General features: G+C 65.2%; 16 protein-coding genes and 3 tRNA genes. 10 read left to right on the top strand and 9 right to left on the bottom strand.

Annotation, left to right across the window (positions count from 1 at the left end; genetic code table 11):
* The first annotated feature begins 17 nt into the window (after positions 1-17).
* From C2862_RS16115 to tssA, 4 genes are all read left to right on the top strand, one after another.
* Positions 18-509, top strand: a complete 492-nt coding sequence (locus tag C2862_RS16115) for a type VI secretion system tube protein Hcp (protein ID WP_136221148.1) — start codon at positions 18-20, stop codon at positions 507-509.
* Positions 510-586: 77 nt separating this feature from the next.
* Positions 587-1099, top strand: coding sequence for a type VI secretion system baseplate subunit TssE (gene tssE, locus C2862_RS16110; protein ID WP_136221147.1), 513 nt, complete (start codon positions 587-589; stop codon positions 1097-1099).
* A gap of 22 nt (positions 1100-1121) precedes the next feature.
* Positions 1122-3764, top strand: coding sequence for a type VI secretion system ATPase TssH (tssH, locus tag C2862_RS16105; RefSeq protein WP_136221146.1), 2643 nt, complete (start codon positions 1122-1124; stop codon positions 3762-3764).
* Positions 3765-3776: 12 nt separating this feature from the next.
* Positions 3777-4781 carry a type VI secretion system protein TssA gene (gene tssA / locus C2862_RS16100; RefSeq protein WP_136221145.1) on the top strand — a complete coding sequence of 335 codons (1005 nt, stop codon included), beginning with the start codon at positions 3777-3779 and terminating at the stop codon, positions 4779-4781.
* Positions 4782-4901: 120 nt separating this feature from the next.
* Here tssA and phaP read toward each other — a convergent pair whose 3' ends face one another.
* Positions 4902-5483: a TIGR01841 family phasin gene (gene phaP, locus C2862_RS16095; protein WP_136221144.1), complete on the bottom strand. Its 582-nt coding sequence runs from the start codon at positions 5481-5483 to the stop codon at positions 4902-4904.
* Between the two features lie 164 nt (positions 5484-5647).
* Between phaP and cueR the strand changes: the two genes are divergently transcribed.
* Complete coding sequence (gene cueR, locus C2862_RS16090; RefSeq protein ID WP_136221185.1) at positions 5648-6037, top strand: Cu(I)-responsive transcriptional regulator; 390 nt, start codon at positions 5648-5650, stop codon at positions 6035-6037.
* A gap of 86 nt (positions 6038-6123) precedes the next feature.
* Here the strand turns inward: cueR and C2862_RS16085 are convergent.
* From C2862_RS16085 to C2862_RS16075, 3 genes are all read right to left on the bottom strand, one after another.
* Positions 6124-6208: transfer RNA gene (locus tag C2862_RS16085), tRNA-Leu, on the bottom strand.
* 65 nt (positions 6209-6273) lie between these two features.
* Positions 6274-6358: transfer RNA gene (locus tag C2862_RS16080), tRNA-Leu, on the bottom strand.
* A gap of 61 nt (positions 6359-6419) precedes the next feature.
* A tRNA-Leu gene (locus C2862_RS16075) sits at positions 6420-6504 on the bottom strand.
* 324 nt (positions 6505-6828) lie between these two features.
* On the opposite strand from C2862_RS16075, the gene rnr reads away from it, so the two are divergent.
* The 4 genes from rnr to C2862_RS16055 all read left to right on the top strand — a co-directional run bounded on the left by rnr (position 6829) and on the right by C2862_RS16055 (position 12176).
* Entirely contained in the window at positions 6829-9729 is a 2901-nt protein-coding gene (gene rnr, locus C2862_RS16070; RefSeq protein ID WP_168710084.1) for a ribonuclease R, read from the top strand.
* Positions 9726-10460: a 23S rRNA (guanosine(2251)-2'-O)-methyltransferase RlmB gene (rlmB, locus tag C2862_RS16065; protein WP_136221143.1), complete on the top strand. Its 735-nt coding sequence runs from the start codon at positions 9726-9728 to the stop codon at positions 10458-10460. Before rnr ends, rlmB begins: the two co-directional genes overlap by 4 nt.
* 286 nt (positions 10461-10746) lie before the next feature.
* A complete protein-coding gene (gene cysE / locus C2862_RS16060; RefSeq protein WP_136221142.1) occupies positions 10747-11484 on the top strand; it encodes a serine O-acetyltransferase in 738 nt (245 codons plus the stop codon).
* Positions 11485-11492: 8 nt separating this feature from the next.
* A complete protein-coding gene (locus tag C2862_RS16055; RefSeq protein ID WP_136221141.1) occupies positions 11493-12176 on the top strand; it encodes a YceH family protein in 684 nt (227 codons plus the stop codon).
* Here the strand turns inward: C2862_RS16055 and C2862_RS16050 are convergent.
* The 4 genes from C2862_RS16050 to C2862_RS16035 are packed head-to-tail and all read right to left on the bottom strand — an operon-like array spanning position 12136 to position 15174.
* Positions 12136-12945 carry a hypothetical protein gene (locus tag C2862_RS16050; protein ID WP_136221140.1) on the bottom strand — a complete coding sequence of 270 codons (810 nt, stop codon included), beginning with the start codon at positions 12943-12945 and terminating at the stop codon, positions 12136-12138. The two genes, C2862_RS16055 and C2862_RS16050, sit on opposite strands and share 41 nt — an antisense overlap.
* A 2-nt stretch (positions 12946-12947) precedes the next feature.
* Positions 12948-13940: a hypothetical protein gene (locus C2862_RS16045; RefSeq protein WP_136221139.1), complete on the bottom strand. Its 993-nt coding sequence runs from the start codon at positions 13938-13940 to the stop codon at positions 12948-12950.
* Positions 13937-14809, bottom strand: coding sequence for an ABC transporter ATP-binding protein (locus tag C2862_RS16040; protein ID WP_136221138.1), 873 nt, complete (start codon positions 14807-14809; stop codon positions 13937-13939). The genes C2862_RS16045 and C2862_RS16040 overlap by 4 nt, the downstream gene beginning before the upstream one ends.
* Positions 14806-15174: a GntR family transcriptional regulator gene (locus tag C2862_RS16035; RefSeq protein ID WP_136221137.1), complete on the bottom strand. Its 369-nt coding sequence runs from the start codon at positions 15172-15174 to the stop codon at positions 14806-14808. Before C2862_RS16035 ends, C2862_RS16040 begins: the two co-directional genes overlap by 4 nt.
* A 438-nt stretch (positions 15175-15612) precedes the next feature.
* Between C2862_RS16035 and C2862_RS16025 the strand changes: the two genes are divergently transcribed.
* Complete coding sequence (locus tag C2862_RS16025; protein ID WP_168710083.1) at positions 15613-17841, top strand: hypothetical protein; 2229 nt, start codon at positions 15613-15615, stop codon at positions 17839-17841.
* On the opposite strand, the gene C2862_RS16020 is transcribed toward C2862_RS16025, so the two are convergent.
* Positions 17842-18615, bottom strand: a complete 774-nt coding sequence (locus C2862_RS16020) for a UDP-2,3-diacylglucosamine diphosphatase (protein WP_136221135.1) — start codon at positions 18613-18615, stop codon at positions 17842-17844.
* Positions 18616-18658: the final 43 nt, after the last annotated feature.

The raw sequence follows: 18658 nt of genomic DNA, 5'->3' as shown, positions 1-18658 counted from the left end.
AACTGGAGCTAGCAAACATGGCAATCGACGTATATCTGCAGATCGACGGCATCAAGGGCGAGTCGATGGACGACAAGCACAAGGACTGGATCGAGTGCACCTCGGTGACCTGGGGCGTGAAGCAGCCGCGTTCGGCCACGGCATCGACCGGCGGCGGCCACACGGCCGAGCGCTGCGAGCACGAGGAAGTCGTGATCGACAAGCTGGCGGACCTGGCTTCGCCGATCCTGCTGCAGACCTGCTCGGCCGGCAAGACCATCCCCAAGGCGAAACTGGAATTCATGCGCGCCGACGGCCAGGGCGACCGCATCAAGTATTTCGAGATCGAGCTGGAGAACGTCCTGATCGGCGCGATCAAGCCGAAGGTGGAAGAGGGCGCGATCATCCAGGAGAAGGTCGGCCTGAAGTTCTCGAAGATCAAATGGAAGTACACCCAGCAGAAGGTCACCGGCGGCGCCGGCGGCAATACCTCGGGCGGCTGGGACCTGGCGACCAACAAGATCGTCTGATTGAAGAGGTAAAGAGCCTTGGTGCACCGCCTCCGCGGCGGCTCACCAAGGCTCCCTATATTGTCGCAGGAGATCCGATGAAAGGCTTCCGCCCCGGCCTGCTCGACCGGCTGATGGACGAGCGCAACCTGACGGGCGCAACGGCACACTCGACGCGCCCGCCGGGCGAGGGCCTGGGCATCGAGCAGATCAAGGACCACGTCGCGCGCGACCTCGAAGCCCTGCTCAACACCCGCGCGGGCCTGCCGGCCGCCGTGTTCGAACGCTTCCCGCTGGCGCGCGCCTCGATCCTCAACTATGGCCTGGTCGATTTCGCGGGCTTCTGCCTCTCCAGCGAGGAAGACCGCGCCGCCATCTGCGCCGGCTTGAAGTGCGCCATCGAAGCCCACGAGCCGCGCCTGAAGGAGGTCAGCGCGCGCCTCGAGCTGGTCGAGGGCAGCGTCAACCGGCTCGATTTCATCATCCACGCCCGCCTCGAGCTCGACGCCGGCGGCGACACCGTACATTTCAGCGCCGTGCTGCAGCCGTCTTCGCTGCACTACGCGATCAGGAAAACGGCGCGGCCCGCCAGTGGCCGGCGCCAGGCATAACCCGACACCAAGGACGCGACAAATGGACATCAACCTGAAGACCCTGATCGGCAAACTGAACGACGCGACGCGCCTGGCCGCCACGCGCGCGGCGAATATCTGCGTCGGGCTGGGCCAGTACGAAGTCGATATCGAACACCTATTCCTGGCGCTGCTCGAGCAGCCCGACTGCGACCTGGTCGTCGCCGCGCGCGCCTGCGACATCAGCGTCAGCGGCCTGGAAGCCGACCTGCGCCACGAGGTGGCGCGCTTTGCCGCCGGCAGCACGCGCACGCCGGTGTTCTCGAAGCACCTGCCGACGCTGCTCGAGCATGCATGGCTGATCGCATCATTGGGAACGAACGGACCCAACACCATTCGCAGCGGCCACCTGCTGCTGGCGCTGCTGACCGAACCGAGCCTGGCGCAGCTAGCCCAGCGTGCGTCGCCGCTGTTCGCCGATTTCCCCCTCGACCGCCTGAAGCACGACTTCGACAAGCTCACGCGCGGATCGGGTGAAACGGTCGCCCCCGCCGCCGGCATGACGCCGGGGCAGGGCGGCGACCCCGTGGGCGAACTGGAAGCGCGGGCGCCCGGCAAGACGCCGGCACTGGACCAGTTCACGACCTGCCTGACCCAGCGCGCGCGCGAAGGCAAGGTCGATCCGGTGATCGGGCGCGATCCGGAAATCCGCCAGGCGATCGATATCCTGATGCGGCGCCGCCAGAACAACCCGATCCTGACCGGCGAAGCCGGCGTCGGAAAGACGGCCGTGGTCGAAGGACTGGCGCTGCGCATCGTGCAGGGCGACGTGCCGGAGGTGCTGCGCGGGGTCGAGATCCATACCCTCGACATGGGCCTGCTGCAGGCCGGCGCCAGCGTCAAGGGCGAGTTCGAGAACCGCCTGAAGAACGTGATCGAGGAAGTGAAAAAGAGTCCGCACGCGATCATCCTCTTCATCGACGAAGCCCACACGATGATCGGCGCCGGCGGCGCGGCCGGCCAGAACGATGCGGCGAACCTGCTGAAACCCGCCCTGGCGCGCGGTGAGCTGCGCACCATCGCGGCCACCACCTGGGGCGAGTACAAGAAGTATTTCGAGAAGGATGCGGCGCTGGCGCGGCGCTTCCAGGTGATCAAGGTCGAGGAGCCGGACGAGGAGACCGCCTGCGCCATGCTGCGCGCGATGGCGCCGCTGATGGAGGCCCACTTCGGTGTGCGCGTGTACGACGACGCGATTCTTGAAGCGGTACGCCTCTCGCACCGCTACATTAGCGGGCGCCAGCTGCCCGATAAGGCGATCAGCGTGCTGGACACGGCCTGCGCCAAGGTGGCGCTGGGCCAGAGCGCGACGCCGGCCCTGCTGGAAGCCTGCATGCGCCGCATAGAGCGCATCGACGCCCAGATCGCGGCGCTGGAGCGCGAGCAGAGCGCCGGTGGCGAGCACACGGCGCGCCTGATGGTGCTCCGCGGCGAACGGATGGCCGCGCTGACCGAGCAGGAGCGCCTGACGGCGCGCTGGGAACAGGAGCGCGTGCTGACGCTTGAGATCGCCCGCATGCGCGGCGAACTCGAAGGCGGGAAGGGCGATGCGCCCGCCCTGAAGGCGGCCGTCGCGGAACTGCGCGGCCTGCAGGGCGAAGCGCCGCTTGTGCCGGTGCAGGTCGACGGCCACACCGTGGCGGGCATCGTCGCCGGCTGGACCGGCATCCCGCTGGGCCGCATGGTGAAGGACGAAATCAAGACGGTGCTGCAGCTGCAGGCCCTGCTGGACGAGCGCATCCTCGGTCAGTCGCACGCGACCGCCGCCGTGGCCCAGCGCGTACGCACGGCGCGCGCCAACCTTGACGATCCGAACAAGCCGAAGGGCGTGTTCCTGTTCGTCGGCACCTCGGGCGTGGGCAAGACCGAAACCGCGCTGGCGCTGGCCGACCTGCTCTACGGCGGCGAGCGAAAACTCGTGACCATCAACATGAGCGAGTACCAGGAAGCGCACAGCGTATCAAGCCTGAAAGGCTCGCCGCCGGGCTATGTCGGCTATGGCGAAGGCGGTGTGCTGACCGAAGCGGTGCGCCGCAATCCCTACAGCGTGGTGCTGCTCGACGAAGTCGAAAAGGCGCATCCGGACGTGCTGGAACTCTTCTTCCAGGTGTTCGACAAGGGCGTGCTGGACGACGCCGAAGGCCGCCAGATCGACTTCCGCAACACGATCATCATCCTGACCTCGAATACGGCGTCTTCCACGATGATGCAGGCTTGCCTGAACAAGACGCCGGCCGAGATGCCGAAGCCCGAGCAGCTGCTTGATGCGATCCGCCCTCAGCTGATGAAGCAGTTCAAGCCGGCCTTCCTCGGACGCCTCTGCACGGTACCCTTCTATCCGATCGCCGACGAGGTGCTGGCAAATATCATCCGCCTGAAACTGAACCGCATCGGCCAGCGCGTGCGCGACAACCACGGCGCCACCTTCGAATACGACGAGGCGCTGGTGAATGCCGTGCTGGCGCGCTGCACCGAGGTCGATTCGGGCGCGCGCAACGTCGACATGATCTTGAACGGGACGCTGCTGCCCGAGATCGCCGACAGCGTGCTGGCGAAGATGGCCGAAGGTGGCGCCATCGCGCGCATCAAGGTCGGCGCGACCAAGGCGGGCAAGTTCAAGTACGCGATCGAAGCGGTGGAATAAGCGGAGGGGGACATGTTCACTGTCGACGCACTACTCAAGCCCGTCAGCGCGGCTTCTCCCTGCGGCGAGGACCTCGCGTTCTCCCCTGAACTGGACGCGATCGCCCAGGCGCGCAAAGCCGACGATCCCTCGATCGAGCAGGGCGCCTGGGTCACGACGCTGAAGGAAGCGGACTGGAAGTTCGTGACGAAACGCTGCGCGCAGCTGATCGAAACGCGCAGCAAGGACCTGCAGCTGGCGGTCTGGCTGGCCGAGGCGAGCGCCAAGACGGCCGGCCTGCGTCTGCTGGGCGACGCCCTGCAGGTCATCGCCGCGCTGTGCGAGCGCTACTGGAATGACCTGTATCCGCAGGCCGACGAAGACGGTTTCGAGCGGCGCATCGGCAACCTGAGCTGGCTGTCGGCGCGCGTGCCGCAACTGGTTGCGCAGTGCCCGGTGACCGAAGGGACGGCCTTTTCGATGCGCGACATCGAGGCGGCGCGCGCCCGTGGGGCGGAGGCGATCGCCAATGTGGAAGCGGCCCGCGGGCGCACCTCGCGCGCATTCCAGCAAGCGCTGCTGGACGACTGCAATCACTGCCTGGCGGCGCTGGGCGAAATGGAAGCGGCGCTCGATGTCCGCTTCGAGGCCGACGGACCGGGCTTCAGCAGCGCGCGCACGGCGCTGCAGAACCTGGCGCATTTCGTCACGCCGGCCGCGACTGCCGTCGCCGCACCCGCCGCGGGAACGGTGGCGGCCGCGTCGCCATCGGCGGCCCTCCTGCCGGCGGCCGTGGCATTCCCGGCGGTCTCCGGCGCGATTGCCAGCCGCGCCCAGGCCCTGAGCCAGCTGCGCGCGGTGGCCGAGTTCTTCCGCCAGACCGAGCCGCACAGCCCGGTGGCTTACTTGGCAGACAAGGCGGCGCGCTGGGGCGAGCAGCCCTTGCACCTGTGGCTCAAGACGGTCGTGAAGGATGCGGGCGCGCTGGCCCATGTCGAGGAACTGCTGGGGATCGTGCCGCAAGAAGAGGGGAGGTGAAATATTCTTTCACCAAAGAGCTTCAAGTGAAAGAATATTCCAGGGCGGCTCGCGCCGCCCCAACAGGGCGGCACTGCCGCCCCAACAGGGCAGCACTGCCGCCCTGTTGCCTTGTGAAGCTTACTGCGCCGGCTTCTCGCCAGCCTGTTCGCTTGTTGCCGGCTTGTCGGTCCCCGGATTGACGAGCGAGGACGCCTTGGCGATCTGCTCCTCGACATTCTGGACGGCTGCGCGCGTGGCCTGGGTGACCTGCTCGTAGCCCTTGAAGGCATTGTCGATGGCGGCCTTGATGATTTCGACGGCGTTCTCCGACCCGGGCTTGACGTTCTGCGTCACGTCGTAGATCAGCGCCGACAGCGTGCTTTTTGCCTCTGCCACGTGGACGTCGGCGGCGCGGCGGAATTCGCTTTGCATGTCGTCGATGATGACTTTCAACTGGGCGCGGTACTCGGCGCTGTCACCCATGTTCGGCGCCATGCGGGCCGACAGGGCGTCGAAGGCGGCGCGGGCGTCGCGCGCCTGGGACAGGTCGCGGCTGGCTTCGAGCGTCTTGTCCATGGTGCTGCGGGCGGTGGCCATGTTCAGGTTCATCACCTGTTCCAGTCCCTTGACGGTCTTGTTGGCAAGCATGTCGAAGGTCTGCATTTGCAGGTCAAACAGGGTCTTGGTAGCGGATGCGAATTGTTCCGGACTCGTGAACATCTATGTCTCCTCGGTTCTCTATGAATACAACGATCGGCGACCTGCGGGCTAACCCGGTCTATTATTTAGCAACGATGAGCTTTTCGCAACGCCTGTCGCGCCAGGCGTGCGCGGGCCTTGAGCTTCCCACGATGGGAAGGTGTATCCTGCCGGGCATGAATGCATTGAATATCGGCGAGGCCGCGAAAGCCTCCGGCGTGTCCGCCAAGATGATCCGCCACTACGAATCCATCGGCCTGATCGACGCCGCGCGCCGCACCGAGGCCGGCTATCGCCTCTACGCGCAGCGCGACGTGCAGGTGCTGCAATTCATCCACCGGGCGCGGGCATTGGGTTTTTCGCTGGAACAGATCCGCGACCTGCTGGCGCTGTGGCAGGACAAGGCGCGTGCCAGCGCCGACGTGCGCGCGCTGGCGCGCAGCCATATCGATGAACTGGAAAAGAAAATCGCGGAGATGGAGGCGATGAAGCGGACGCTGTCGAGGCTGGCCGCATCCTGCCACGGCGACGAGCGCGCCGACTGCCCGATCCTCGACGACCTGGCCGCAGGATAAAGGGCAGGCCACAACGCAAAACGCCGCAATCCTTTTGCAAAGATTGCGGCGTTTTGCGCCGGCCGGACTTCAACCAGAAAAGCTTTTGGTGCCCACGGAGGGACTCGAACCCCCACACCTCGCGGCACATGGACCTGAACCATGCGCGTCTACCAATTCCGCCACGTGGGCCTACAGATACAACCAGGTACGACAACAACGGGTACAACAAGATACTGCGGAGTACTGCCAGTAGATGGTGCCCACGGAGGGACTCGAACCCCCACACCTCGCGGCACATGGACCTGAACCATGCGCGTCTACCAATTCCGCCACGTGGGCATTTAATACAGCATTACATTTACAACGGCACGACAAGATACAGCGGAGTACATCCAGTAGTTGGTGCCCACGGAGGGACTCGAACCCCCACACCTCGCGGCACATGGACCTGAACCATGCGCGTCTACCAATTCCGCCACGTGGGCAATGTGTTACAACCTACCGAAGCTGATACAATATCAGGCTTTCTTGTTTTTCGCTAGATCAACTTTCGCTGCTCCGGCGCCGAAATCCTTCTACTGCCACTGCTTTTCTTTCGCTTCACAATGCTGTCGTTGCGAAAGAGCCGAGATTATAGCGGAAGGTTTGCAAAAGTCAAAGACCTGCTGGCATGGTCATGCCAAGCACGCCTCGCACGCTTAGTTAGGCGAATCACAGGGTCCTCCGTTACACTACGCCTGCACAAGGTGTCAATCCAACCATGGTCCGGCCGGTCCGGACATCATTAATAAGAATCCAAGAAAACCGATTTGAAGCAACCTACTCATACTATTCCTAGCCGAGAGGAAATCCTCGGCGTGTTCCGTAACGCAGGGACGTCGCTCGATGCGACCACGCTCGCACGTGCCCTGAACGTCAAGCCCGCCGCGGTCGAAGTGCTCGGACGCCGCCTGAATGCCATGGAACGCGACGGCCAACTGCGCAGCGACCGTAACGGCACCTGGTCGCTGGCCGACCAGTCCGGCTTCATCGCCGGCAGGATCAGCGCCCACCGCGACGGCTACGGCTTCGTCATCCCGGACGAGCCGGGCAACGACCTCTTCCTCAACGATAAGGAAATGCAGAAAGTGCTGCATGGCGACAAGGTGCTGGCGAAAGTCACCGGCACCGACCGCCGCGGCCGCCTGGAAGGCACGATTGTCGAAGTCGTCGAGCGCGCGAATACCCACGTCATCGGCCGCCTGCTCAACGAAGGCGGCGTCTGGATCGTCTCGCCGGAAGACCAGCGCATGAACCAGGACATCCTGGTCGCCGGTTCGCCGGGCAAGGCCAAGTCCGGCCAGGTCGTCAGCGTCGAGCTGATCGAACAGCCGGCGCGCTTCCAGCAGCCGACCGGCCGCATCGTCGAAGTACTCGGCGAGCTGGACGACCCGGGCATGGAAATCGAAATCGCCGTGCGCAAGTTCGGCGTGCCGCACGTGTTCTCGCCGAACGCGCTGAAACAGGCCAACCGCCTGCCGAACGAAGTGGTCGACAGCGACCTCGTCGACCGTGTCGACCTGCGCGACGTGCCCCTGGTCACCATCGACGGCGAAGACGCGCGCGACTTCGACGACGCCGTCTATTGCGAACCGATCAAGATGGGCCGCGAGACCGGCTACCGCCTGCTGGTCGCGATCGCCGACGTCAGCCACTACGTCAAGCCGAACGATGGCTTGGACGGCGACGCCATCGAGCGCAGCACCTCGGTCTACTTCCCGCGCCGTGTCATTCCGATGCTGCCGGAGAAACTGTCGAACGGCCTGTGTTCGCTGAACCCGGCCGTCGACCGCCTCAGCCTGGTGTGCGACATGGTCGTCAGCGCCGCGGGCGAAGTGACGGCCTACCAGTTCTATCCGGCCGTCATCCACTCGGCCGCGCGCCTGACCTATAACCAGGTCGCCGAGATCCTCGACGATCCGCGCGGCGAGGAGGCGAACCGCCGTCCGGCCATCGTGCCGCACCTGCTGAACCTGAACGGCGTGTTCCAGGCTTTGCTGGGTGCACGCCAGATCCGTGGCGCGATCGATTTCGAGACGACGGAGACCTATATTGTCTGCAATGCGATGGGCAAGATCGAAAAGATCATCCCGCGCACCCGCAACGATGCGCACCGCCTAATCGAGGAATGCATGCTGGCCGCCAACGTCTGCGCCGCCGACCTGCTGATCCGCCACAAGCATCCGGGTACTTTCCGCATCCACGCCACGCCGACCGAGGAAAAGCTGAACCAGCTGCGTACCTTCCTCCGCATGACGGGCCTGAACCTGGGCGGCGGCACCAAGCCGACCGCCGGCGACTACGCCGCCCTGATGCGCGAGATCAAGGAGCGTCCGGACGCGGCCCTGCTGCAGACCATGCTGCTGCGTTCGATGCAGCAAGCCGTCTACAGCCCGGACAACGTCGGCCACTTCGGCCTGGCCTACGAGGCCTATGCCCACTTCACCAGCCCGATTCGCCGCTACCCTGACCTGCTGACCCACCGCGCCATCAAGGCGGTGCTGGCTGGTAAAAAGTACGAGCCGAAGGGCATCGACCTCACCAAGCTGAACACGACCGTGTCGAACGCCACGCGCAAGCAGATGGCCAAGGACAAGGCCGAGGGCAAGGCCAAGGACGAGAAGGACCTGACGATCTGGGACGCGCTGGGCGTGCACTGCTCGGCCAACGAGCGCCGCGCCGACGAAGCTTCGCGCGACGTCGAGAACTGGCTGAAGTGCTACTTCATGCAGGATAAACTCGGCGAGTCCTTCACCGGCATCGTCGCCGGCGTGACGACTTTCGGCATCTTCGTGCAGTTGGATGAGCTCTACGTCGAAGGCCTGGTCCACGTGACGGGCCTGGGCGAAGACTACTTCCAGTACGACGAAGCGCGACACCTGCTGCGCGGCGAACGTACCGGTAAAACCTTCGGCCTGACCGACCGCGTGACGGTACAGGTGGCCAAGGTCGACCTGGAAGCACGCAAGATCGACCTGGTGCTGGCGCCCGAGGGCAGCGTGGCGGCAACGCCGGCGCAGCCTCAGGCAGAACGCGAAGGCAGCAAGCTCGATCGCATCCTTGCCAACACCCAGCCGGCTGCCGCACCCGCAGCGCGCGAAGAAGGCAAGGGCGGCCGCAACAAGCGTTCGCGCCGCGGACGCAAGGAGCGTGCTGCGGCACGCGAGCTGGCTGCGCAACAGCTGGCGGAGATGACGCCTGAGCCGGTGATCGAACCGGTCGCCGAGCCGGTCGAGGTGGCCGAGGCCAAGCCTGCGCGCCGTTCGCGCAAGGCCAAGGCCGAAGACCTGCCGGCAGCCGTCGCGCAGCCTGCGCCGGTCGAGACCGAAGCACCTGCCCCTGCCAAGCGCGCACGCAAGGCCAAGGCCGCGCCGGTTGAGATTGCCGAGCCGGTAGTCGAGGCCCCGGCCGCACCAAAGCGGGCACGCAAAGCCAAGGCCGCCGAGCCTGCAGTCGCGGCACCGGCCCCGGCGCCGGAAGGCGCAGCCGAAGCGCCGGCCAAGCCGCGCCGCACCCGTGCCGTCAAGGCCGAGGCAGCCCCGGTTGTCGAAGCCGCCGCGCCAGCCCCTGCGGCAAAAAAGAGCGTCGCCAAAAAGAGCGCCGCCACCAAGTCCGCCGCCAAGGCGGCAACCCCATCCAAAACGAGCAGCAAGAAGAAAAGTAACGCATGAAGAATAAAATGATTTTCGGCTTCCACGCGGTGACCTCGCGCCTGCGCCACGAGGCCCAATCGGTGGAAGAGATCTTTGTCGATGCCGAGCGCAACGACGCCCGCATGAAGGCCCTGATCGCCAGCGCGAAAGAAGCCGGCGTGCGCGTCATGCCGGTCGACGCCGCGCGCCTCGACAAGATCGTCGGCACCCGCCGCCACCAGGGCGTGATCGCCTTCGCCAGCCAGCTGGCGCTGGCGCGCAACCTGGACGAGCTGCTCGATGCCATCGACGGCCCGCCGCTGCTGCTCATCCTCGACGGCATCACCGACCCGCACAACCTGGGCGCCTGCCTGCGCGTGGCCGACGGCGTCGGCGCGCACGCGGTCATCGTGCCGAAGGACCGCGCGGTCGGCCTGAACGCCACCGCGGCCAAGGTCGCCAGCGGCGCCGCCGAGACCGTCCCCTACATCACCGTGACGAACTTGGCGCGCACCATGCGCGAACTCAAGGAGCGCGGCATCTGGCTGATCGGCACCTCCGACGACGCCGACAAGGGCCTGTACGAAGCCGACTTCACCGGTCCGGTCGCGCTGGTGATGGGTTCCGAAGGCGAGGGCATGCGCCGCCTGACCCGCGAAACCTGCGACCTGCTCGTTTCCATCCCCATGTTCGGCTCGGTCGAAAGCCTGAACGTCTCGGTCGCCTCGGGCGTCTGCCTGTACGAAGCCCGCCGCCAGCGCGGGGCGTGATGCTTGTGCTACCAGTGCTAAATCCTTAGCCTGGTTTCAAACACTGTTTGACGCGCGGGGTGATCAAGACCAGTGGTCTTGATCACGGTTTCTCTATGCCCGCCCTACGGTGCGCTACTGCCTGTGGTCGAGGCGTAACGTAGGGCGGGCATGCCCGCGCGGACGGTGGCATCCCTTTGGCAGAGCCAACGCCCTGCCTGCCGCCACCCCCCCAAATTGACCCCCTGCCAAGCAATCCGCAACGGTATGAGCTACCATTGCCGCTGATTTTCCTTCTGTATTTATTATGTTTTCCTCGTTGCGCGAAGATATCAACAGCATCATCGAACGCGACCCGGCCGCCCGTAACGGCTGGGAAGTGCTCACGTGTTACCCCGGCCTGCACGCCATCGTCATGCACAAATGGGCGCATGCCTGCTGGAAGCTGAACCTGAAGTGGCTCGGCCGCTTCATTTCCTACCTCGCGCGCGTCATCACCGGCATCGAAATCCACCCCGGCGCGACCATCGGCCGCCGCGTCTTCATCGACCACGGTTTCGGCGTGGTGATCGGCGAGACCGCCGTCGTCGGCGACGACTGCACCATCTACCAGGGCGTGACCCTGGGCGGCACCACGCTGGTGGCCGGCACCAAGCGCCACCCGACGCTCGAACGCGGCGTGATCGTCGGCGCCGGCGCCCAGGTACTGGGCGCGTTCACGGTCGGCGAATTCGCCAAGGTCGGCTCGAACGCCGTGGTCGTGAAGCCGGTGCCGGCCGGCGCCACGGCGGTCGGCAACCCGGCCCATATCATCCGCAAGGAAGACCAGTCGAGGAGCGCGCGCATGTTCGCGGCCTACGGCGTCACGCCCAACGGCGACGACCCGCTGTCGAAGGCCCTGCGCGGCCTGATCGACCACGTCGCGCGCCAGGACGAGCAGCTGGAAAAGCTGACGGCCACCATCAAGGCGGCCGGGATCGCCTGTCCGAACATCTGCGAGGGTGATAAACTCGATTCGGCCGAACTGAACCGGCTGGTCGATTAAGGAATCTCATGACTGAAGAAACGATTGCCGGCGAGGGCAGTACGCCCGTGCTCGACCCCTTCGAGATCCGCGTGCTCGCGGTGCTGGCCGAAAAAGAAGCGCTCACGCCCGACAATTATCCGATGTCGCTGAACGCGCTCGTCAACGGCTGCAACCAGCTGTCGAGCCGCGATCCGGTAATGCAGCTGTCGGAAGAGACGGTGCAGGACACGCTGCAGCGCCTGATCGAGCGGCGCCTGGTCAGCGGCGTGAGCGCCGCCGGTGCCCGCGTCACCAAGTACGAGCACCGCATGCGCATCAAGTGGACGCTCGAGCAGGACAAGGTCGCCGTACTGACCGTGCTGATGCTGCGCGGCCTGCAGACCGCCGGCGAGATCCGTACCCGCACCGGCCGCCTGCACGAGTTCAAGACGGTGGCGGATGTCGAAGCGACGCTGCAGTTCCTGATCGATAAATATCCGCCGCTGGTAGCGAAGCTGGAACGCGCGCCCGGCACCAAGGAATCGCGCTACGGCCAGCTGCTGGGCGGCGAGATCTCCACCGCCCGCGAGGATTCGGCCTTCGGCGCCGTCTCCGCTCCGGCCGCGCCATCGTCCCGCATCGGCCAGCTGGAAGAAGAAGTCGCCGCATTGCGCGGCGAACTCGAGAACCTCAAGGCGCAGTTCGAGGCGTTTCGGCAGCAGTTCCAGTAAGGGCCGCAGTCGTCACCGGCTTGACTCTCGGCTCTTCAAAGCTGAGCTCGATCAGGGCATTATCGCTCCAGCCCGGTTCGAACAGGGCCACGCTGAAGCTGTGGTCCTCCGTTTTCAGCTCTTCGCTGCGTTCGCCTTCGCGCAGCACGGCCGCGACGACCTGCTCGTCGGTCGTGAAGCTGAAGGTATAGTCCTTGCGGTCGAAGAACCCGCACCAGTCGCTCGTACGTAGCACGCCCGTGATGGCCAGCTTGGCCAGCATCGGAATCTCCGCCTTGCCGATGCCGATCAGGACCTTGCACTCGAGCCGCAGGTCGCCCAGGCGCCGCACATTGTCCGGCAAGCCGGGCGTGCGGATGTAGGGCACCATCCGGTAGTAACGCCGCGTCTGGTTCAGCACCAGTTCGCTGTTGGCGTCGAGGGCCGCCTCGCTGCGCGGCACCGTGAACAGCCTGGCGCTGTCGAGCGCGATCGGCAGGACGAACCCGCCGTCGCCTTCGAGCCGTACGCCCAGCGCATCCTTCGGGTCCGGCACAGTGATGCCGGTGCGGTGCCGGATACGGAACTGCAGGGCAGGGACCTTTGGCGCCAGCGCATGGTATTCGTCGAAAGCATCCAGGCCCGCCACGATCGACTTGTACTTGCGCAGTTCCGGCTTACGGATCGCATTCACATGCACCGTTGTCGGCTCATCTACTTCCGGCGCCGCGGCGGCCGGGCCGCCGAGGAGCAGGGAAGCGAGCGCACATCCGATCAATGTGCGCTTCATCATTAACCCTCGTCGCGCCAGCGACGCAGGCGGATCGCAGCCAGGATCATCGCCACACCCGCCACCACGCCGCCCCAGAGAGCCGGCTTGGCCAGGGTCGACCACGAGTAGCTCAGCATCGGCAGCAGAGGGACGCCGCTGTTGGTCGGCGCCGGCAGGTCGCTGGCGCCCATGAACCAGGTGCCGGGGACCAGGCCGAGCAGGATGGCTTCCAGCACGTTGTTGATGATCCAGTCGGCATTGATGGTGACGCCGCCGGCCATGCCGAGCAGGAAGTCCAGCCATTTCAGCAGCACGGCGGCCATCAGCGGCACGCCCACGGCCCACAGGAAGACCTTCGACTTGGCCCAGCTCGACACCAGCAGCAGCCAGCCCGCGGTCGGCAGCGCCCACAGGATGTAGACCGGCAGCATGCCGACCAGGTAGAAGGGCGCCAGATAGAAGTTGACGTTGGTGAGCACCGCGCCGAACAGGTTGACGCCGTGGTAGCTGGTCGCGATCCCGGCGAAGAGCAGGATCGCCAGCGCCGCGGCGGTGGCCACGCCGATCGTGATCAGGGGCGCGACCACCAGCACCGTCACCAGTTTGGAGAGCACGGTATCGGCGTCCGAGATCGGCAACGACTTCCAGAACAGGATGCTGCGGTCGCGCCGGTCGTCGTAGAGGGCGGCCAGGCAGTAGAAGAAGGCGACGATCGGCAGCACGAAGAAGATCGGCGCGCCGACGGCGATGTAGTTATTCGCGGCGACGCTCGCCATCCGTTCGCGGATTTCGGGCGTGACGGACTTCGCCACGTTGACCGAGGTCGTGTGCACGGTTTCGCCTTCGACCCGGATGGTGACGTTTTCGGTCGCCATCTTGCCGCTGGCGACGCCGTAGCCGACCACGCCCCCGACCAGCACCACCATGATGATCGCGGCGATCAGCGGCGCCCACACGAAGCCGCCCTTGTTCTCCCAGAACTCGCGGCGCAGCAGCCATTTCATCGTATTCATGCGTAGGTTCCTTTCATCGTTGCCACGAACAGGTCGGCGACGCTCGGGTTGCGCGTCTCGCCCAAGGCGGCCAGCTGGGCGCGCGAGACGCCGCCGGCACGTGCCGAGTCGAACAGCATTACGTTCTTGCCGAACACGGTGCGCTGGTCCAGGGGTTGCAGGGCATTTGCCGCATTCACCTTGTCGGCGGCGACCATCACTTCGACATAGCGCTCGCCGACTTCGTCCATCGAGGCGGCCAGCACGATCTTGCCGTCGCGGATGAAGAGCAGGTCGGTCAGGATGTGCTCGACTTCCTCGACCTGGTGGGTCGTGATGATGATGGTCTTGTTCTCGTCAAAATAGTCTTCCAGCAGGTTCTGGTAGAACTGCTTGCGGTAGATGATGTCGAGGCCCAGCGTCGGCTCGTCGAGCACCAGCAGCTTGGCGTCGATCGCCATCACGAGCGCCAGGTGCAGCTGCACGATCATGCCCTTCGACATTTCCTTGACCTTCATGCCCGGCTTCAGGCGGGTATTGGCGATGTACTTCTCGGCGCGGGCGCGGTCGAAGCGCGGATGCACGCCGGCCACGAAATCGATGGCGTCCATTACGCGCAGCCAGCGCGGCAGGATGGCGACGTCGGCGATGAAGCAAACGTCCTGCATCAGGGCGTCGCGCTGGGTGCGCGGGTCGTGGCCCATCACCGTCAGTTCGCCGTCGAAGGGGATCAGGCCCAGGGCGGCCTTGAGCGTCGTGGTCTTGCCCGAGCCGTTGGGGCCGATCAGGCCGACGATGCGGCCGGCCGGGATGTCGAAGTCGATGCCGTCGATGGCGGTTTGCTTGCCGTAGCGCTTGGTCAGGCCACGGGCGGAAATCACGGCGCTCATGCTGAACCTCCCGGCTGCGCGGTATGCAGCAATTGTTCGACGTTCAGGCCCAGCAGGCGGATCCGTTCGACCATCGCCGGCCATTCTTCGCGCAGGAAGCGCTCGCGTTCGCTTGCAAGCAGTTTCTCGCTCGCTCCTTCAGTGACATACATGCCTATCCCCCTTCTTTTTTCTACTAGGTTTTCGTCCACCAGTTCCTGGTAAGCCTTGGAAACGGTGATCGGGTTCAGTTGGTACTCGGCCGCGATCTGGCGGACCGAGGGCAGGGCGTCGCCCGCTTTCAGGACGCCGTCGAGCATCATGTCGATGACCCGGTCCTTCAGCTGGCGGTAAATCGGTGCGTTGTCGTTCCAGCCAATGTTCATGGATGGCCCCCCTGTCGCCCGGGTGCTGCAGTGCGCTGTGTCATGTCTGGCTCCTGGTGGTGAAGTATCGCTGTGGTGTTGTAGTGAACTATAACAGTGACACTTTTTGAAGCAGGGCAAATGCGACGAAGTGCAGAAAAGCCGGCGTGAACTGCGAAAAAGGTAACTCGAACCGGTGAGTCGAGCCTGCATAGCCCGTTATCCCAGGCGCAGGTATTTCAACTCGGCATCATAAGCCAAAAAGTTGCCTGAAAACTCACCAACTATTTCACCCTGTCCGCATGCGTTTCCAGCGTGAATTCTATTGAGCGACACCTTCAAAAAAAATGTGCAAAAATCAATTATCAAATTTTCTTGTAATTTTTGTATCGTTACGACGCGTGTCGATAGGTGAACGGCGCAGGGTGCGCCAGCTAGAAAGTGCTCAAGGAGAAAAAAGTGAAACTCAAACGTTTTGAATACGCAGTTGCTACGGCACTGCTGGTGTTGCTGGCCGGTTGCGGTGGCGGCGGTGGCGGTGGCGGTGGCGGCAGCGGTGGTGGTGGCGGGACCGGTACGACGCCGCCGCCATCGGCAACCCAGTACACGCTGGGCGGCACCGTCTACGGCCTGGCCCCGGGCGTGCCGGTCACCGTCTCCAATGGCAGCGATCAGAAACTCGTCACCGCCAATGGCGCCTTCACCCTCGATGCCAAACTCAACGCAGGCGCGTCCTACAACCTCACGGCCGTTCCGCCGTCGGGTTACACCTGCCAGGTCTCCAACGGCTCGGGCGCGGCCAATGCCAACGTCACCAATGCCATCGTGGCATGCGCGCCGGTGCTGGCGAACCAGGTCGCTGGCCAGGTGGCCGGCCTGTCCACCGCATTGAAGGAGCCGCTGGCGGTCGCCGCCGATGGCTCGGGCAACCTGTATGTGGCCGACGCCGGTCCGCATACCATCTTCAAGGTCAGCGAAGCGGGTGCGGTGAGCGCCTTTGCCGGCAAGACCGGACGTCCAGGCATGGCCGACGGCTCGGCCGATACCGCCCAGTTCTGGCTCGGCGGCGCCGGCGGCCTCGCCTTCGACGCCCAGGGCAACCTGTTCGTGTCGGACGGCTGCAACGGCGAAATCCGCAAGGTCAGCGGCGACGGTACCGTCTCGACCCTGGCCGGCGCCGGCTCCAACGTCTGCAAGAACATCACGGCGGCTTCGGTCCGCACCGACGGCACCACCAGCGCGGCACGCTTCGAGCGTCCGGGTTCCATGGTGTCCGACAACGCCGGTGGCGTGATCGTGATCGATACCAACGGCGCCAAGCCCGCGATCCGCCGCGTGAGCGCGGCCGGCGTGGTCACCACCCAGGAATACAACCAGCCGGATCCGAGCGCAACGATCACCCTGCAGCGCATCGCGCGCGCGCAGGACGGCACCCTGTACTTCTCGGACTCGAACAACCGCATCTGGAAAGACGCCGGCGGCTCGCTGGCGCTCCTCGCCGGCAAACTGCTCGGCACGACGTCCGAAGACGGCACCGGCGCGGCGGCGCGCTTCATGGCCATCACCGGCATGACCGTGCTGCCGAACGGCGACATCTACGTGACCGACCTGGCCAAGGTGCGCAAGGTGACGTCGGCCGGCGTCGTGACCACGCTCGCAGGCGACAATAACAAGCGCGGCTACGCCGACGGCCAGGGTACGGCCGCGATGTTCGGCGCGCTGCTGTCGATCACCTACGATGCCAAGAGCAACAGCCTGATCGTCGTCGACAGCGGCCAGGAAATCCTGCGCAAGATCAGCCTGAGCGGCGCCGTGACGACCATCTCCGGCACCCCGGCACTGCGCGGCACGGTCGACGGCCCGGGCATCGCGGCGCGCTTCGGTTCCTTCAGCGCGCTGGCGGCCAGCACCGACGGCAGCCTGTACATGGTCGACCCGGCCACGCACGTCGTGCGCAAGGCAACCACGGCCGGCTTCGTGACGACCGTCGGCGGCGCAGTCAACACGCCGGGCACGACCGACGGCCCACTGGCGTCGGCACGGTTCAACACCCCGCAGCGCATCGCGGCCGGCAAGGATGGCAGCCTGTGGGTCTCCCAGACGACCGGCCTGCGCCGTATCCTGAACGGCAACGTGACGACCCCGAACGCGAGCATCAAGGCGGTCAACCTGGCGGTCGATCCGAACGGTAACGCCGTGATCGTGACCGGCACCGAGTCGATGCAGGTGATGCGCGTGGCGCCGGACGGTACCGCGACGCCGCTGGTCACCCTGGCCCAGGTCCAGAGCCTGCTGGGACGCCCGGATGCGAAATTCACTCCGCAATCGGTCGCGATCGACGCCGCCGGCAATATCTATATCGCCGACACCGCCACGGTCGCCGTCTACAAGCTGTCCACTGCGGGTGTGTTGTCCGTGTTCGCCGGCACGCCGTTCAATGAAACAGGCAATGTCGACGGTTCGGTCAACACCGCCACGCTCGGCTTCTACGAGATCGACCACATGACGATCGACGCTCAGGGTAACCTCTACCTGAGCGGCCAGGGCAGCGTGCGCAAGATCAGCCCGGCGGGTGTCGTGTCCACGCCAAGCTTTGGTTGGGGCAATGCCGACATCGGCGCCGTCACGGTCCTCGGTGACAAGCTGTACGGCATGACGCGCTACGCGCTGCTGCAGTCGAACCTGTAATCAGGCAGGGTCGACGGGCAAGCCGTCGAGACCATGGCGCGTGATGGCGCCATGGTCGTCGACGGCGATCCAGCCGCCGCGCGGGGGCTGGGCATCCAGCTCCCAATCGGGCAGGACATAGCGGCGCTTGCCGCCGTGCAGGTGCAGGGCAGGGCGGTGGGTATGGCCGTGGATCAGCACCTCGGCGCTTGTCGCCGTAAAGACGGATTCGATCGCCTCAGGCGTGACATCCATCGTTTCGTAGGACTTGGTCGTGTGGGCCTCGCGGCTGCCTTCGCGCAAGCCGGCGATGATGGCCTTGCGCTGGGCCAGGGGCATGGCCAGGAACTGGTCCTGCCACTTCTTGTCGCGCACCATCGCGCGAAATTCCATGTACTTCGTATCGAGCGTGCACTCGGCGTCGCCGTGTACGAGGGCGATGCGCTGTCCGCCAATATTTGCCACGTGCGGCTCGTCCAGCAGGCGCAGGCCGGCCGCTTGCGCAAAGCCGCTGCCGACAAGGAAGTCGCGGTTTCCCGCCATCCAGAACAACTCGACCCCGGCGTCGCTCAAGGCGCGTAGGGCCGCGATCACGCGTGCATGGAAGGGTGTATCGAGATCGTCGTCGCCGGCCCAGTATTCGAAGATGTCGCCTAGCAGATAGAGCCGGCGCGTGTGCGCAGCTTGCTCGCCCAGGAAGCGGAAGAAGGCCTCGGCGGTCCGCGGATGGGATTCCTGCAGGTGCAGGTCGGAAATGAAGAGCGCGGCCGTGCGCGCGGGAGTGGATGTGGACAAACGGGCTCCCGCGCGAGGGTCAGATAAAACTTGCTGCAGTTAT

The sequence above is a fragment of the Massilia sp. Mn16-1_5 genome, from assembly GCF_004798585.1.
GTDB lineage: Bacteria > Pseudomonadota > Gammaproteobacteria > Burkholderiales > Burkholderiaceae_D > Telluria.
This window is presented reverse-complemented; position numbering and strand designations above follow the sequence as displayed.

What these genes read in the sequence shown, in the direction of transcription:
- tssE (WP_136221147.1), top strand. Translation starts at nt 587, where the DNA reads ATGAAAGGCTTCCGCCCCGGCCTGCTCGACCGGCTGATGGACGAGCGC.
- cysE (WP_136221142.1), top strand. Translation starts at nt 10,747, where the DNA reads ATGTTTTCCTCGTTGCGCGAAGATATCAACAGCATCATCGAACGCGAC.
- phaP (WP_136221144.1), bottom strand. Translation starts at nt 5,483, where the DNA reads ATGTTCACGAGTCCGGAACAATTCGCATCCGCTACCAAGACCCTGTTT.
- C2862_RS16055 (WP_136221141.1), top strand. Translation starts at nt 11,493, where the DNA reads ATGACTGAAGAAACGATTGCCGGCGAGGGCAGTACGCCCGTGCTCGAC.
- C2862_RS16050 (WP_136221140.1), bottom strand. Translation starts at nt 12,945, where the DNA reads ATGAAGCGCACATTGATCGGATGTGCGCTCGCTTCCCTGCTCCTCGGC.
- tssA (WP_136221145.1), top strand. Translation starts at nt 3,777, where the DNA reads ATGTTCACTGTCGACGCACTACTCAAGCCCGTCAGCGCGGCTTCTCCC.
- C2862_RS16115 (WP_136221148.1), top strand. Translation starts at nt 18, where the DNA reads ATGGCAATCGACGTATATCTGCAGATCGACGGCATCAAGGGCGAGTCG.
- C2862_RS16040 (WP_136221138.1), bottom strand. Translation starts at nt 14,809, where the DNA reads ATGAGCGCCGTGATTTCCGCCCGTGGCCTGACCAAGCGCTACGGCAAG.
- C2862_RS16035 (WP_136221137.1), bottom strand. Translation starts at nt 15,174, where the DNA reads ATGAACATTGGCTGGAACGACAACGCACCGATTTACCGCCAGCTGAAG.
- C2862_RS16045 (WP_136221139.1), bottom strand. Translation starts at nt 13,940, where the DNA reads ATGAATACGATGAAATGGCTGCTGCGCCGCGAGTTCTGGGAGAACAAG.
- tssH (WP_136221146.1), top strand. Translation starts at nt 1,122, where the DNA reads ATGGACATCAACCTGAAGACCCTGATCGGCAAACTGAACGACGCGACG.
- rlmB (WP_136221143.1), top strand. Translation starts at nt 9,726, where the DNA reads ATGAAGAATAAAATGATTTTCGGCTTCCACGCGGTGACCTCGCGCCTG.